Annotated in this window: 11 protein-coding genes and 1 pseudogene; 9 read left to right on the plus strand and 3 right to left on the minus strand. The window is 54.8% G+C overall.

The window, feature by feature from the left end:
• The first annotated feature begins 9 nt into the window (after positions 1-9).
• The 7 genes from ACYQ0R_RS08740 to ACYQ0R_RS08770 all read left to right on the plus strand — a co-directional run bounded on the left by ACYQ0R_RS08740 (position 10) and on the right by ACYQ0R_RS08770 (position 10,674).
• On the plus strand, positions 10-1,050 hold the full coding sequence (locus ACYQ0R_RS08740) for a tyrosine-type recombinase/integrase (RefSeq protein ID WP_459822526.1): 1,041 nt from the start codon (positions 10-12) through the stop codon (positions 1,048-1,050).
• A 249-nt stretch (positions 1,051-1,299) separates the two neighbouring features.
• The gene (tnpC, locus tag ACYQ0R_RS08745; RefSeq protein WP_459820641.1) at positions 1,300-2,754 is read left to right on the plus strand and encodes an IS66 family transposase; all 1,455 of its coding nucleotides are present in this window, start codon (positions 1,300-1,302) and stop codon (positions 2,752-2,754) included.
• Positions 2,755-2,789: 35 nt separating this feature from the next.
• Positions 2,790-4,316 (plus strand): metallophosphoesterase family protein, encoded by a 1,527-nt coding sequence (locus tag ACYQ0R_RS08750; RefSeq protein ID WP_459822528.1) that lies wholly within the window; start codon positions 2,790-2,792, stop codon positions 4,314-4,316.
• Positions 4,316-7,027: an AAA family ATPase gene (locus ACYQ0R_RS08755; protein WP_459822531.1), complete on the plus strand. Its 2,712-nt coding sequence runs from the start codon at positions 4,316-4,318 to the stop codon at positions 7,025-7,027. Before ACYQ0R_RS08750 ends, ACYQ0R_RS08755 begins: the two co-directional genes overlap by 1 nt.
• Positions 7,027-8,292: a DNA double-strand break repair nuclease NurA gene (locus ACYQ0R_RS08760; RefSeq protein ID WP_459822534.1), complete on the plus strand. Its 1,266-nt coding sequence runs from the start codon at positions 7,027-7,029 to the stop codon at positions 8,290-8,292. The genes ACYQ0R_RS08755 and ACYQ0R_RS08760 overlap by 1 nt, the downstream gene beginning before the upstream one ends.
• 73 nt (positions 8,293-8,365) lie before the next feature.
• Positions 8,366-9,031 (plus strand): DUF8166 family protein, encoded by a 666-nt coding sequence (locus ACYQ0R_RS08765; RefSeq protein WP_459822537.1) that lies wholly within the window; start codon positions 8,366-8,368, stop codon positions 9,029-9,031.
• Entirely contained in the window at positions 9,031-10,674 is a 1,644-nt protein-coding gene (locus ACYQ0R_RS08770) for an ATP-binding protein (protein ID WP_459822539.1), read from the plus strand. The genes ACYQ0R_RS08765 and ACYQ0R_RS08770 overlap by 1 nt, the downstream gene beginning before the upstream one ends.
• Before the next feature lie 121 nt (positions 10,675-10,795).
• Here ACYQ0R_RS08770 and tnpC (ACYQ0R_RS08775) read toward each other — a convergent pair whose 3' ends face one another.
• Positions 10,796-12,250, minus strand: coding sequence for an IS66 family transposase (gene tnpC, locus ACYQ0R_RS08775; protein ID WP_459820641.1), 1,455 nt, complete (start codon positions 12,248-12,250; stop codon positions 10,796-10,798).
• A 99-nt stretch (positions 12,251-12,349) separates the two neighbouring features.
• Between tnpC (ACYQ0R_RS08775) and ACYQ0R_RS08780 the strand changes: the two genes are divergently transcribed.
• Entirely contained in the window at positions 12,350-12,778 is a 429-nt protein-coding gene (locus ACYQ0R_RS08780; protein ID WP_459822541.1) for an HD domain-containing protein, read from the plus strand.
• A 434-nt stretch (positions 12,779-13,212) separates the two neighbouring features.
• Positions 13,213-14,034 carry a DUF7847 domain-containing protein gene (locus tag ACYQ0R_RS08785; RefSeq protein WP_459822543.1) on the plus strand — a complete coding sequence of 274 codons (822 nt, stop codon included), beginning with the start codon at positions 13,213-13,215 and terminating at the stop codon, positions 14,032-14,034.
• A 575-nt stretch (positions 14,035-14,609) separates the two neighbouring features.
• Here the strand turns inward: ACYQ0R_RS08785 and ACYQ0R_RS08790 are convergent.
• Together ACYQ0R_RS08790 and ACYQ0R_RS08795 are read right to left on the minus strand one after the other, a co-directional pair.
• Positions 14,610-15,020, minus strand: a complete 411-nt coding sequence (locus ACYQ0R_RS08790; protein ID WP_459822546.1) for a hypothetical protein — start codon at positions 15,018-15,020, stop codon at positions 14,610-14,612.
• Positions 15,021-15,268: 248 nt separating this feature from the next.
• Positions 15,269-16,489, minus strand: a pseudogene (locus ACYQ0R_RS08795) (RNA-guided endonuclease InsQ/TnpB family protein).
• Between the last annotated feature and the right edge of the window lie 17 nt (positions 16,490-16,506).

Raw genomic sequence — 16,506 nt, forward strand, 5'->3', positions numbered from 1 at the left:
GTGGTCTATATGAAAAGGAACGACAAAGCACAGTTCACATCAGAGCGTGAACTTTCTGGGAAGTACAAGGAACTATATGACGATTACAGCGGGTGGATAACAGCCACGAGTAAGAAACAGACAACGACGGATCGGTTGAAAGATGGAGTAAAGGCTTGGCTTTACTGGTGTCTTGAAGAAGATGTTGATCCGGCTGCAGCTGACAAGAGAACCGTCAACGCATATATTCGAGGAATGATCAGAGACGAATACGCTGATACAACGATCACTCGTCGGTTCTATTCTGTTTCCAAGTATTACCATTTTCTCATCAATGACCCGTCGAGAGAATTTGAGCTTGATAATCCGACAGCCGACATCAGTCTCCCAAAGGATCACAACATAAAGAATGTGAGTGAGTACCACCGAGTTCTTGATCTCGATGGTCGAAAAGACATCATTGCTCCGTCTTTTGAACAGCTCAAACCGATCTTCGAAAACGTGCCCGGTAAGAAGGATTTCACGAAAACCAGAAATGAACTCATCTGCCGTCTTCTTTGGCAGACAGCCGTTCGGAGCGACGAATTGAGTCGGATTCGAATCGATAATATCTCGTGGGACGACAGGGATATTGAATTGCGATCTGCGAAGCTCAATCGAAGAGATCACCCGGATCTATACTATAGACACGTCTGGTGGGAACCGAACATCGATTATCTGATGCACAGATGGAGATCAATACGAGAGGGGGAATCCCCGTACCTGTTTATTGGCGAAAGGGGTGACCAGCTTGAGCCGTCCTATATTAGCCGAATCGTGAAGGAAGCAGCGCACAACGCAGAAATTCAGGAGCCGCTGACTAGAGAGGCTGATGGTAGCGTGAAACAATGGCTATACACGGCACACAGACTCCGACATAGCCGCATCACACAATTGGCCAATAAAACCGACATGGATCTGAATTTCATCCGCATGATGGCGGGCCACGCCTCAATGGATACGACACTAAGTTATGTGGACCCAGACTGGGATGAGGCCCAGGCAGCATTTCATAAAGCCACAGAGGGTTAGCACAGGTTTCTAAACTCCAACACCTGGCGCTTCATACACGGGAATCGGGGGCGTAGAGGAATTCACGCTGCTGGCCTTTTAATTCGCTGTACGGCTTGTTCAACGGGGTTTCGTTGAGCGGTCATCGTATCATAGTCCTGTTTGGTGACTGACTTCACACATGGGACCACTCCTGGTAGTTGGATAGCAGTTCCATGTCGAGACGATTTCGTAGCAGTCTCATAGATCGTTCACTACTGCTGAATTACTGTGTCGCTGGGGAGTCGCGGATCAACGGAATCGACAGATTCCGTGATCCGCACCGACGACAGTTCGCTACTCCGCCAGCAGCTCGTAGTCAAGAAGCTTGAGAACCGGCTGCTGCGACGCCAGATTACTGCACAACAACAGAAGATCGAACAGCTTGAGGCTCGCCTCAAGCAGTACGAAAATCCAAACACACCACCCAGTAGACAGGGTGGTGCGGCTAATTCACCAGGCGATGACGACCAAACCGAGGACGAAGACCAAGAACCTGATGAAGACGACGCTGGCGGCGACTCTGACGCCGCCAGCGACTCATCGCCTGGACGCAGCGAAGGTCACGAGGGAACAACTCGAACAGCACCTGAACCAGAAGAGACGATCCTCGTTGATCAGGGATTCTGTCCAGACTGTGAGCAAATCCTCTCTAGCCCTGATAGCTACGTTTCACGGACTATTATTGACGTACCGCTTCCTGTTCCAACCACTGTTACCGAGTACAAGCTCGGCAAACACCACTGTTCTTGTGGTAACGAGGTTGTTGCTGAGCATCCTGACTGTCCCGAAAAGGGGCGGTTTGGGCCAAATATCATGGCCCAAACCGCTCTCGGTCGGTTCCATCAACGACTGCCGAACCGGAAACAGGCCGAGCTGTTTGACTGGGACTTCGACCTTCCGATCTCTCACCGGACGATCTACAACTTGACTAAGCGGGTCGCAGCCGGTCTGCGACCCGCTTACGAGGATGTCAAAGAGAAGATTCGGGAGAGTGAGGTCGTCTACTGCGATGAAACAGGCTTTCCGGTCGATGGAGAACAACACTGGGCGTGGACGTTCGTCACTGATGACGAAGTGCTGTTTTGGGTTGATGAAAGCCGAGGAAGTGGAGTCTTAGAAGACGTCCTCGGCGAGGAATTCGCCGAGGACTCGACGCTCAGTTGTGACGGCTGGTCGGCGTATTCGAGTTATCACACGAAACTGCAGCGGTGCTGGGCGCACCTGTTGCGGGAGGCTGAGTACGTCGCTGAACGGTACGAGGAAGCAGAGCGGCTGTCTGAAGAGTTGCACGCACTCCACGACGATCTAACGACGTTCGTCGAAGGAGATCCGTCCGCTTCCGCCCGCGAGCAGAAGCGGGCGGAAGCATCCTTACACCTGGAGGGCCTGGTGAGGGAAGGTTACGAGGCCCAAGAGGTTCAGCAGCTGATCAAGAAGATCAGCAATGGCTTGGGTCACTGGCTGACGTTCGTGACCGAACGGGGTGTTGATTCAACGAATAATCGCGCAGAGCGGGCTCTGCGCGAGCAAGTAGTCCTTCGGAAGATGTTTCGGACCCTGCGTTCGGCAGAAGGGGTCCAGATTCACGAGACAATAACAACGATGTTGGCGACGTGGAAACGACGAGGACTTGATCCACCTGAACAGCTCCAGTCAATTCTGGGTGGGAGAGAACTTCGGTAAGGACGAGAGGCATCACTGTGCGGTGTATCTTTGTCTTGCTATCCAACTACATGCTCACCTTAACACACATCGCGGATACACACCTCGGCCACCGACAGTACGGCGTAAAGCAGCGCGAAGATGACATGGTGTCCACACTGCGGACAGCGCTCGACGAGATGATTACCAAACACGACACTGATGCAATCCTATTGCCCGGAGACCTGTTCCATTCACGGGATCTTCGCCCCAAGGTACTGCATCAGACGGAGCAGGAGCTGGCGCGCGTGCCGGACGACGTTCCGGTGTTGGTATCGCGTGGGAATCACGACGAGAACCTGACTCCCCGGGATGTGACGTGGTTGAATTACCTGCACCAGCGGGGCCACATCGTGTTCCTACAGGCTGAGTTGACTGCGGATCCGGAGACAGCGTGGTTCAACCCGTATGAGCCGAACGAACCGGGGCAGTCAGCTGGGTTCTACGACATCGATGTTGACGCGTTTGACGGGCCGGTACGCGTGTTCGGGCTGCAGTGGCGCGGTGCGAAGACCGGCCAAGCACTCCAGCAAGTAGCGGACGGAATCCGGGAGACAAATGAGATGCACGGTGAGCCGGCAGTCACCGTGCTGTTGGCGCATTTCGGAATGGAAGACGAGGTGCCGACACTCGGCGGGACGGTGACACACGCGGAGCTCCGCGACGTGAAAGAGCAGGTCGATTACTTAGCGCTCGGGCATATCCACAAGCGGTACGAGGCGGCTGGTTGGATCTACAATCCCGGATCGCCAGAAGCACACAACACGCGAGAAGGCCGGGACGACTGGGAGCACGGGTATTACTCGGTCACGCTCGACACCGATGGGTCGGCATCGGGTGGTGGCGGGATCGGGTTTGACGTAGCGCATCACCCGACGAAGCGCCGGCCGTACTACCGGGTTGAGTTTGATGTGACCCCACACGAGTCCCCGGGAGAGCTTGAAACGGCGTTCAAGGAACACGCGCAGGACGAGCAGTCTGCGATGACGGAGTACTGTTCACAGGAGCGGTTTACGGCGAACGGTGAGCCACGAGCGCCGATCGTCGATCTCCGCTTTACCGGGACACTGCAGTTCAGTCGCGGGGATTTCCGGACAGACGAGTTGTCCGCGTGGCTGGAAGATACGTGGGACGCGTTGTACGTGCAGGTGAATATGGGGATTCGAACGGCGAACATTCAGCAACTCATCTCGGAAATCGATGAGGAAGACGTGTTCAAGGACGGGAAGCTGAACACGGCGGTGTTAGAAGACCGGGTGTTCGAGACGATCGCCAAGGAATCGATATATGCTGAGCACGCGTCGGATGTCGCTGATGTACTCGGCAACGCGCATCAGATGGCGCAGGCCGAAGAAGCAGTCGAGGACATCCAAGAATCGATTAGTTCAGCACGGCGAGACTTGTTCCCGGAGCTAACCGACAATGTCGTGCTGGACATAGACGAGGATCCATTCGACGATACCAAGGGTTCTGAGTCACCTGGTGAGCCAATAGATGGTGAGTCGCCTGCAGAGGCCGATGAGGCAATGGGGGTGAGTGAATAATGCGTATCATAGAGGTCGCTTTGACGGACATCAAGTCCTACGAGGGCCGCACAGTCGTTCCGATTGAGGGCGGGGTCACGGCGATTCTTGGTGAGAATGGTGCGGGGAAATCGACGATTCAGGAAGCGATCGGGTTCGCGTTGTTCGACTCACTGCCGTTCAACAACAAGGACTTCGTCCGAGAAGGCGAGAGTGTGGGGACTGTCGAGGTGACGTTCGAGCAGGATACGGCCGACGGAACACAGCGGTTCCGAGTCACACGGTCAGCTGGCCGGTCGGGCTACGCGGTGCATCGGTATGAGTTCGAGGCCGACGAGTGGATCGACCAGGACATCGATTCTAAATCAGAATTGATTCGCTGGCTGTGTGCACGGTTCGATGTTGCGGATGGTGATGAGTTACGGAGCCTGTGGGAATCGTGTATCGGTGTCCCGCAGACACGGTTCCTCTCGGATTTCGCCCAGACCGCGGCAAATCGAACGCAGACATTCGACGCATTGCTGGACCTAGATGCCTACGAAGACTCGTGGAACGTCTTGAAGGACGTACCGGATGCGATCGAGAAGCAACAGCAGGATCTCCGGGGAGACATTAATACGCTGACTGGAGCGGTACAGGATCTGCCAGACGAGCGCTCGGAAGCCGAGTCACTAGCTGACCAAGTGGACGACCTTCAGTCGGAAATCGATCGGAAAACCAGTGAGCTGTCTGTAAAGGAAGACGAGTACGATGGGTTGGCAGAAACCCAAGAAGAAATCGAACAGCTCCAGCAGGAGACGGATTCTCTCCGTCAAGAGATCGAGGCAACTGAGCGAGAGTTAGAAACGGCAGAACGAGAGCTCGCAGACGCCGAAGAGGCTCAGCAGAAATGCGAGGAACATCGTGAAGAGTACGAGCAGTACAAGCAAGCCCGTGAACATCAAGAAGAGTTAGAAGAACGAGAAGCAGAGCGTGACGAGCTGAAAGAGCAGAAAACTGAGCAAGAACAGGAGATCACGGAAATCAAGCTCAAAGTGGAACAGCTCGAAGAGGACCTAGAGGAGTTGGAAGACGCACAGGAGACGCTGGAGTCGCATAAAGAGGAGAAAGAGCGGTATGAGGAACTTGAGGAGCAGATTACCTCACTGCAGGATCGTGAAGATGAGGTTGAGGAATTAGAAGAAGAGATCGAGCGGTTAGCCGGGGAGATTGAAGAGACAGAGGGTGAGATTGAGTCGGTGGAAGAGACAATTGCGGAGATTGAGGATGAGTGGGAAGCGACGACGGATCCGGATGACATCTATGAGGAGATCAACGAGCGAGAAGCGCGACGGAAGCAACTTGCGAGCGAGCGTGAGCGGTTGGAAGAGCAGTTAGAACGGTTGCGTGACACCGAAGTCGATGCACCATGCCCGACGTGTGACCGGCCATTAGACGAAGAGCACCGGTCGGAGACGATTGAGCAGCGTGATCAACGCATCGAGGAAATCAAGGCAGAACGCACTGAGCTTGGAGAAGAGCTCGATGAGTTGCGTGAGCGGCGCGACGCAGCGAAGGACGTGAAACAGCGTTTTGATAAACTGCCTGTTCACCGGGAGAAAATCGAATCGCTAGAAGCTGACCTCGATGAACTGCGGACGGAGAAAGTAACCACGGAAGCGGAGCTATCTGAGTTGGAAGACGAGTTAGAAGAGGTACCGGAGCTGAAAACCGAGCGAGATGGCTTAGAGGACGCATATGATGAGTATCGGACCGCTGAATTCCGAGTTGAAGATCATTCTGACGTTCCTGAACAGTTAGAGGAAAAGCAGGCTGAGTTGGAAGACGAACAGGCGGCCCTTGAAGAAATCGAGGATGAGTTGGAAGCCTTCGAGGGATTGGATGATGAGCTGGCAGAGGTCGAGGAAACGCTTGCGGAGACGGAGTCAGGGTATAACACGTATCTGCAGTACGAGCAGCAGGCGTCACAAGTCGAAGAACGGCAGGAAACGGTCGAACGCCTAGAAGGTGAACTTGAGGAACTCGAAGCGGAACTCGACGAGACGAAAGAAGAATTAGAGAAGCTGGAATCGTCGTTCGATGAAGAGCGACTGGAGACACTCGACTCGGCGATCAACGACCTTAGAAGCGAAATCGACCAAGCCAAAGGAACCCTTGGTGAGAAACAGCAGAACCTGAAAGAGACGCGTGCCGAGATCGACCGGTTAGAGGCGAAGCTGGACGAGCGCCAAGAGAAACTCCAGCAACTAAAGGGGCTGAAAGCCGATCAGCAGTTCGCCGAGTGGGTGCGGGAGAACGTCCGAGAAGCCGGGCCGAAAATGCGGGAAATCATCACCGACCGGATCGGTGAACGGGCCAACGAGTTGTTCCGGTCGATTCGCGGGGCATCTGCGGAGACGCTGGAATGGACGAGCGATTACGAAATCATCGTCCATGATGCAGATGTTCGTAAGTCGTTCTCAACACTGAGTGGCGGGGAGAAAATGGCGGCAGCACTCGCAGTTCGGTTAGCCATTCTCGAACAACTGGCATCGGTCGGGATCGCGTTCCTTGACGAGCCGACAGCGAATCTCGACCGGCAGAAGAAACGGAATCTCGTCACGCAACTCAAGCAACTGGATAGCTTCGAACAACTCACCGTCATCAGCCATGACGAAACCTTCGACTCGATGACTGATTACACAATCACCGTCGAGAAAGACCGTCAGACCTCAGAGGTGCGCGTTAATTAATGCCGATCGATAAACACGGCATTGCTGCCGAATTGGAATCGAACGTCGGCACAATCAAAGCGTATCTCGAAGACGATACGGGAATAGTCGAGCGGTATCAGGACGCGTTCCAACGGCTGCCGGATGAATGGACGAGTGAGGAAATCCGGGCGGAACTCCAGGACACGTCGTACCCAGGAGCGTATCCGACCGACGAGCTCGACGACGTAGAGAGTCTCATCGTTCCGCATCCAGAGAGCGATGGATGGGAAAACCACGAGGAAGTCAACGAATGGGCCCGCGAAATTCTCCGAGATGTGCCAGCGATGGCTGTAGATGGATCACAACTCCCGCCCACAACCAGCTTCAACGTCCCGCTGGCGTACGTACAAGCAGCGTGGGCGACCAATTACCACCATCCCGACGGTCGTCTCGAACGCGGTGTCGAAGGACGACTTTTAACGCCTGATGAGGTGACACAGGAATCCGACGATGGCGATTACCGGTTTGTAGACTCACAATTCGTCGGTCATCATCGGTTCGAGCACGAGGGATCGCTCCTGATCGATCAACTCGTTGACCTAGCAGCCGCTCGTGACGCCGGCGAGATTGAGTATACCCCGGTCGTATTCTACGATGGTCCGCTGATTGCGTCGTTCGCAAATCCGCTCAAGCCGGAAATACGTGAACGGTACATCTCAACGCTGAGTCGTATCATCGCAGCGAGCCACCACCACGAGATTCCGCTGGTCGGGTACGTAGCGGGGTCAAGTGCGACCGAGTTGGTGAAAATGACGCGGCTCCTGCTACGCGAGGAGTTCGGTACCGACCGTGTCATCCCAGACGCACACGTCCTGACCGAGATGATGAGCCCGTGGGGCGATACGACAATCCCGTTCATCTCGAAGCGCGACGGGAGTGTTGACGCGCTTCAGACGATATACCAAGGCGAGCCCTACGAGTTCCGAGACGACATCCTATTTTCGTACCTGAACGTGCCGCCAGGCGCTGGACTTGACCGGATCGAATTCCCGGGATGGTTGTGTCGCCGCGACGGTCCTGACGGATACGAGTCAATGTATGAATACACCGTTGAAATCGTGCGCGCGGAAGCCGGGATCGGCCGCGGCTACCCGGAAATATTACAGCAGGCCGATAGCGACGCCGTACTCGACCATCAGGATCGACAACAGTTCCACCGCATCGTCCAGCGATGGGCCGAGTCGAACGACATCCCGCTCGAATGGAACGCCAAAGCCCTGAGCAAGGAACTTCGCCGACGATGACACGCCCCACTATCACACGACCAACAGCAGCACAGCCCGTCCGACTATCACACCACACAAGAGGTCGACACCAATGACAAACAACTCGCATGAGACAGCGTCCGCAGATGTCGATTCGTGCGTCCGAATCGGCAGCATCGTCTCCTCGAATAGCCATCTGGATTACGTCGTCGAGGTGTTCAAAGAACGCGACTGTGACCGCCCACCAGAACTCCACGAGCGCGAGTTTGGACAACCAGTGTTCATCAAGAAGACGATTGACGGGACTGAGCACGCAGTGATGGGCGTCATCTACGACACACAACTCGTCGACCCGGATCAAGGACGCACCGGGCCGCGATTAGCCCAAGACGATCAGGCGCAGTTCACGCCCGGCTACATCGAGGAACGAACAACACTCGCTGGCGTAGCGCTGCTCGGCACTGCTGTCATTACCGAGGACCGTACGATTGCGGAACCGACTCACCAGATGCCGCGGTGGACGCTGGAAGTCGAAGACACCGTCTTTCACTGCCCAGATGAGGTCACTATTAACTTTCACACCATCAAGGATCAGATCCAGTTAGCCTACATCGATCGCCTCGTGGACATCGCAGGTGATCTCGGTGCCGAGGTCATCGTTGCGCTGATTGAGCGGTTGCGCGGCATGCTGCCGGACGATGATCCGAACCAGCGCGTGTTGGACGTGGTTGAGCAGAATATCCAGTGGCAGGCGCGAGAACGCCGAGGGGTGGTATAATGTCAGGGCGAACCGACGTGGTCGGCACCGTCGCTGGTCCCGGTGACGATCCGAACGAATTCGTCTTTGTAACCCCAGCAGACCGCTCAATCAAGACGGGGGAATTCATTACGTACACCGTCCCGGTCGATGGCGAGGATCGGTCAGTGTTCGCCCGCGTCACGAACCGGGAACTCATTCGAGGGCTTCCAGAGGGTTTCCTCGCGGATCCTGACGTTGGTCCGGAAACAGTCGCTGCGACACTCGGTGTCCCAACCGACGATACGGAGCTGTACCGGTTGACAGCAACGGTGATTGGATACTACGATACCACGATGACGACGTTCGCTAACCCGCGGCAGCTTCCCGACCCTGGGACGCCGTTGTCAATCGCGCCCGATCAGCAGCTCGAAACCGTCCTTCCGAACCTCGGGTGTGAAACCGTCGAAACAGATGCCACAGCACTCCCCGGTGTCGCGCACATCGGGTGGTTATTGAATCGACAGCAAGAGGCGACAAACATCCATGTCCCGATTAAGGAGTTTGCCTCGACGCACTTGGCGATTCTCGCCTCGACGGGAAGCGGGAAATCCTACACTGCGTCTGTCCTGATTGAGGAGATGATGCGGCCAAGCACACGAGCATCGCTGCTCGTGTTCGATCCGCACGGCGAGTACGACACGCTGTCAGAGATCCAAGGCGAGGAGCAATTCCAAAGCGAGGACGGATATGAACCAGATGTCGTATTTTTCAACCCGGAACGACTCCGTATCCGGATTTCCGAACTGGAAATCGGTGACGTGATGGCGATTCTGGATAATCCGAGCAATCGAATGCAGGATCGCCTGTCGACCGCATGGCGGTCGATGCAGAATCGGGAAAGCCGCACGTGGGGTGTCGATGAGCTTATCACAGAGATGGAAGCAGAATTCGGTGCTGATGACGCGAGTGTGGGTGCGTTAGAATGGCGACTCCGCCGGTCAATTCAGCGCAACGACCTCTTCGATCCTGCGGATAACGTCCCATTAGACGAAATTGTCGACCCAGGACAGTGCACCGTTCTTCAGATGGATACGTTGAATCGGCGGGATCAACAGCTCATCACGACGGTTCTACTCCGCCGACTATACCGTGAACGACTGGACGATGTGCGGGGTCGAGACTCGGACATCGAACACCCCATTTTCGCGTTGTTCGAGGAAGGACACCGATTCGCACCAGCTTCGGGTGACGCACCATCGCTCGGAATTATGCGGACGATCACCTCTGAAGGCCGCAAGTTCGGGTTCGGGCTCGGAATCATCAGCCAACGTCCATCGAAAATTGATCAAGACGTGCTGTCACAGTGTGGGACGCAGATCTCGATGCAGATTCAGAACCCGAACGATCAGGATGCCATCAAAAACTCCGTCGAGGCGGCCGGTGAAGACGTACTCCGTGAATTACCTGGATTAACTCCAGGGCAAGCGGTCGTGTCTGGTGACGCAATGAACACGCCTGCGCTGATTCAGGTTCGGAAACGGATTACCAAGCACGGTGCTGAGAGTCGTGATGTCATCGAAGAATGGACCGAAGCGTATGAACAGCGGCAACGTGAACCGACACGATCGGAAAGCGCTGACTTCGGGGAAGGTGATTCTACTGGGGTTCAGAGTTTAGATTAACCACATATCACGCTAATCGCTCCAGGGTCGGCGACCGTATTTTTCCAAATCTATTTTTAAGTACAGGAGTGGTAGTTGGATAGCAAGACAAAGATACACCGCTCAGTGATGCCTCTCGTCCTTACCGAAGTTCTCTCCCACCCAGAATTGACTGGAGCTGTTCAGGTGGATCAAGTCCTCGTCGTTTCCACGTCGCCAACATCGTTGTTATTGTCTCGTGAATCTGGACCCCTTCTGCCGAACGCAGGGTCCGAAACATCTTCCGAAGGACTACTTGCTCGCGCAGAGCCCGCTCTGCGCGATTATTCGTTGAATCAACACCCCGTTCGGTCACGAACGTCAGCCAGTGACCCAAGCCATTGCTGATCTTCTTGATCAGCTGCTGAACCTCTTGGGCCTCGTAACCTTCCCTCACCAGGCCCTCCAGGTGTAAGGATGCTTCCGCCCGCTTCTGCTCGCGGGCGGAAGCGGACGGATCTCCTTCGACGAACGTCGTTAGATCGTCGTGGAGTGCGTGCAACTCTTCAGACAGCCGCTCTGCTTCCTCGTACCGTTCAGCGACGTACTCAGCCTCCCGCAACAGGTGCGCCCAGCACCGCTGCAGTTTCGTGTGATAACTCGAATACGCCGACCAGCCGTCACAACTGAGCGTCGAGTCCTCGGCGAATTCCTCGCCGAGGACGTCTTCTAAGACTCCACTTCCTCGGCTTTCATCAACCCAAAACAGCACTTCGTCATCAGTGACGAACGTCCACGCCCAGTGTTGTTCTCCATCGACCGGAAAGCCTGTTTCATCGCAGTAGACGACCTCACTCTCCCGAATCTTCTCTTTGACATCCTCGTAAGCGGGTCGCAGACCGGCTGCGACCCGCTTAGTCAAGTTGTAGATCGTCCGGTGAGAGATCGGAAGGTCGAAGTCCCAGTCAAACAGCTCGGCCTGTTTCCGGTTCGGCAGTCGTTGATGGAACCGACCGAGAGCGGTTTGGGCCATGATATTTGGCCCAAACCGCCCCTTTTCGGGACAGTCAGGATGCTCAGCAACAACCTCGTTACCACAAGAACAGTGGTGTTTGCCGAGCTTGTACTCGGTAACAGTGGTTGGAACAGGAAGCGGTACGTCAATAATAGTCCGTGAAACGTAGCTATCAGGGCTAGAGAGGATTTGCTCACAGTCTGGACAGAATCCCTGATCAACGAGGATCGTCTCTTCTGGTTCAGGTGCTGTTCGAGTTGTTCCCTCGTGACCTTCGCTGCGTCCAGGCGATGAGTCGCTGGCGGCGTCAGAGTCGCCGCCAGCGTCGTCTTCATCAGGTTCTTGGTCTTCGTCCTCGGTTTGGTCGTCATCGCCTGGTGAATTAGCCGCACCACCCTGTCTACTGGGTGGTGTGTTTGGATTTTCGTACTGCTTGAGGCGAGCCTCAAGCTGTTCGATCTTCTGTTGTTGTGCAGTAATCTGGCGTCGCAGCAGCCGGTTCTCAAGCTTCTTGACTACGAGCTGCTGGCGGAGTAGCGAACTGTCGTCGGTGCGGATCACGGAATCTGTCGATTCCGTTGATCCGCGACTCCCCAGCGACACAGTAATTCAGCAGTAGTGAACGATCTATGAGACTGCTACGAAATCGTCTCGACATGGAACTGCTATCCAACTACTGTTGATGCGTGTGTAGTTTCCATTATGAACGATTTAGAGCGTGCGATTGAAATCGCGTTGACTGCGCATACTGGTGATACCGACAAAGCGGGCGCGACCTATATCCGACATCCACTTCGCCTAATGGAACAGATGGACTCCGAGACGGAACGGATCGTTGCGGTTCTTCACGATGTTGTTGAGGATTCTGAGTACGAACTCGAATGTATTGAGGATGAATTCGGGTCAGATGTGCGTGACGCTGTCGATGCGCTGACGAAACGTAAGGGTGAGGCGTACGTTGAGGAATTTATTCCGCGCTGCGCACAGAACGAGATCGCTCGCCACGTCAAAGAGGCAGACATCAAAGACAACATGGATCTCACACGCCTTTCAGAAGTTACTGAAGAAACTGCTGAGCGTCAAATCAAATACCACAGGGCATTACAGCGACTTGAATCCGCTAAGAGTTGAAACTGCTCCGGATTTGGCACGGATGGTTCACGAACTGTTGATTTATGCTCTATTGAACTCAGCCACAAGATCATATTTCTATCTTGAAACTAGCTATGATATGGGGGTGCCGATTAGTGTAGTGATAGAACGTCCGCAGAAACACGGATTGACCCTGTTGAAGCACGTCAATCCAGACATGAGGCTTGTGCTGAATTATATGACAAAATATCGTATGACTAACAGCTGATTCCCAGAGAAGTGATCGGTCGGTACCTGCTCTTTGCTCATTATCCTAGCCGCATTTGCTTGGCTGGCGAGACGTACGTGTCCACTAAGATCTATTCAACCATGGCCACCTGAGGCGTACCGAACCGACAACCACAACCTCGGTAATCGGGGCCGTTTCCGGCTCCAATCCGAACTTCTACAGTGTCGGTCACGCACGATGACGTATGGGACCCGCACTCAGCTCTCTCCGCAGCATTCGCCGACTTGCCGATCGAACGCCCGCCACGCTCGCGGTGGTAGGGGCCCTCGGGATGATCGCACTCACCGCGTCGGTCGTCATCAGCGTGGTTCCCATTCTCGGTTGGATACTGGGGATTCCCGTGTTAGCCTTCGGTCTCGGAGCCGCGTACGCGGTCGCCGACCACGGCCTCTCAACCAGGTCGCTATCGACCGAAGTCGGGGTCAACCTTGTCCGAGAGCGCTGGCTCTCGCTGCTCGGCGCGTACGCGCTGCTCGTCGTCTTGTGGCTCGCCGCGTTCTTTGTGCTGTTCGCACTCATGATCGTGCTCGTCATCGCGGGTACGCTCGTGACGAGCGCCGTTGCTCTCCCCGAGATCGCCACTGCCGCCGCATTCGGCCTTCTTTTGGTCGTGTTCGGCGGCGTCTACTTCTGCTGTGCGATGGTCGCCCAGTTCCTGTTTCCCGCTGTGGCCGTCGAGGGAGACCCCGCGGTTGACGCTCTGAAGGTTGCCATCCGTGTCGTTCGGGACGCACCGGCGTCCGTTGCCGGGTTCACCGTGATCCGAGTCGCGCTGGAGTACGGGCTCATCGTGGTCGGGCTCGCTGTGATAGCCGGAGTGGGAGTTCTCGGACCCGTTATCACCGACGTACTTGGGGGTGGTGCCGACCCCGGCTTCCTCATTGAGGCGGTGGACATCGTCGGGTTCCTCGCCATCCTCGCCGTCCTACTCGGCAGTGTCGCCGTCGGACAGGCTCTGCGGATCACCTACACGACCGCGTTCTTCATCGGTGAGATCCGGACCTGACCGCCGCGATAACACAACTTACGTTCTCTATTCATTGTTGGAAACCAACTTGTCTAGGACTCATTAGGACGGCGAATGCTGAATACACAGCGCATACTCAGCATGATCATAGTCCTTCGCCTGATTTTGACTACAGAGACCATTCGTGTTCGGTTAACACTCTCAGTAATATTTTCCGCGCTTTGAGATCGACTGAGTCGGGCGTGCACGATGAAATTGATCGACGTTCAAAACACTCAGAACCGTCGGATAGGGCTTAACCGAACACCGATGCTACAGAGACAAAAGACAGACAGATTTCCCAATCTAGACTTTGTCGTTGTTGTGAAACCAGATTTAATAAGAACCTTTCCAATTGTGTACTTATGTCATACTACAGAGTGACAGACTACCCCGGTGACATCTATCACAAGAGCGAGGCTTGCGCTGGAGACAAGGCCACGGCTATTGACGAAAACGAGGCAAGAGAATCAGCATCAAGGCCGTGCAAAAACTGCTTCCCCAACATTAGCTAACAGCATCTCTGTATTGATATTCCCCCAAAGCTCTGCTCTCTTTTCGACTTCAGAAGAGCGTTACTCAGACGTGGGGTAGAGATCACTCACCTTGATCTTGGTGTCTGGTTCCAGTAGATCGCTCCAGGGTTCGTCGAATTTTTCAATCAGTCTGGGCACATTCTTGATCGCTTCTCGTGCTTCCGGTCGCAACGAATAATGTGTCTCACCGTTGATCCGTTCTCGCTTGATGAACGTCTTAGTGCCGGGGCTCCCCGGAATGTCGTTGGTCGCGTTGATCCGCTTGCCGAAGGCTCCCAGAACACCTGTTAGGCTTCGCTCAGGGTCTTGGTGTAGTTCACCTCGGAGTTTCTCCGCGAGTTCGCCACGACCGATTGGCTCATCCCGTTCGTAAAGCACTTTCAGTAACGTGATCTGGCCGCGCATTAAATCGGCCCGGCACAATACTCGGGTGAGGACTGATGGTTGCATAGCTGGTGATACGAGTCTAAGTGGCTTAAAATCAGTCTCCACCGTGTTAGAGTGGCTTACAACGGAAAAATTATCCGAATTCGCGCAAACCTGCTGTCAGCGACAGATTTCGGCTATGAGAGGTGAATTAAATAACCCCTCTGTGCTGCATACAACCTCTAGATTCAGCGGCCAGTATCAGTCCCTATCACATACCAAATAATCGCTTCACTCGATTAGGCAAGAGCCTCTCGTGAATCGCCTCGGGGTCAAGCCCCGAGGCTTCCTGTTTCAACGACGCGCTTTGCAGACACCGTAGTAGTGTCCGTAGGGAGCGCAGTCTCCACAGGCGTGGATTCGGGCCATCCCAGCCCTAGTTCAGAAAAACCGCGTTTCAGAACATTCATCGCCGCATTCGCATCCCGGTCACACTCGAACCCACAACTTGGACAGGAATGTTCCCTGACCCAGATTGGCTTCGCCGTCTCCACACCGCACGACGCACATTCTTTCGTCGTTCCTTCTGCTTCGACTTGCACGACGTGACAACCGTACAGGTCGGCCTTGTATTCGAGGAGCGTGATGAACTGTCGCCACGCCGCATCCTGCTTGTTGCGGGCGTTGTGCGACTGTTCGAGCATCCCCTTCACGTTCAACTCCTCAACGAACACGGCGTCGTACTCACGGACGAGCCACGTCGTGATCTTGTGCTGGTAGTCCAGCACCTTCCGCTTGATGTGACGCTTCACCTTCGCAACTTCCCGACGTTGCTTCTCGTAGTTATTCGAGTTTTTCTCCTTCCGTGAGAGTTTGCGTTGCTCGCGCTGGAGTCGTTCGTACTCGGCTTCAAGGTCAAGCCAGTCCACGGTCTTGCCATCCGAAGTGTGGATGTAGTTCAGGATACCGAGGTCAATCCCGACGCTATTGCTCGCGTCCAACACGTACACGTCAGGCTTCTCAGGAAGGTCGGCGTCGTCGGTTTCGAGGCCGAAGGAGACGAATTACTCGTCAGTCGTCTCTTTTTTGACTGTGACTTCTTTGATGTCGGCTTCGTCTGGGATGTCGCGGTGGTAGCGGATTTTGATGTCACCGATTTTGGAGAGGCAGAGCGTTGCACGTCGGCCACTCGTGTTTTTGAGTTCGAAGCCAGACTGCGAAAACGTCATACTCTGAAACTCCCTCGGCGACTTCCACTTGAGTTTCCCGACCTTGCGACCGTTCTGTTTCTGCTCGGAGAGGCCGTCGAGGTTTTGGTAGAACCGTGTGACGGTTCGTTGCAGAGCTTTTGAGTTGACTTCTGAGAAGACGGGGAACTCGTCTTTCCAGTCGGGGAGTCGAGAGTGGTGTTTGTACGCGGAACCGATGTTGTCGGCGTCCACGTACTCGTACCGGGTGTAGTTGTACCCTTGGCGATGAATGTCGATGTGATGTTCCAGTTCACCGGCTACCTCTTGTGTCGGATAAGCAGGGTAGCGGTGACTGTACTCCATCGCTGTCTGTTGATCAG

It is taken from the genome of Halorubrum luteum (genome assembly GCF_054652935.1).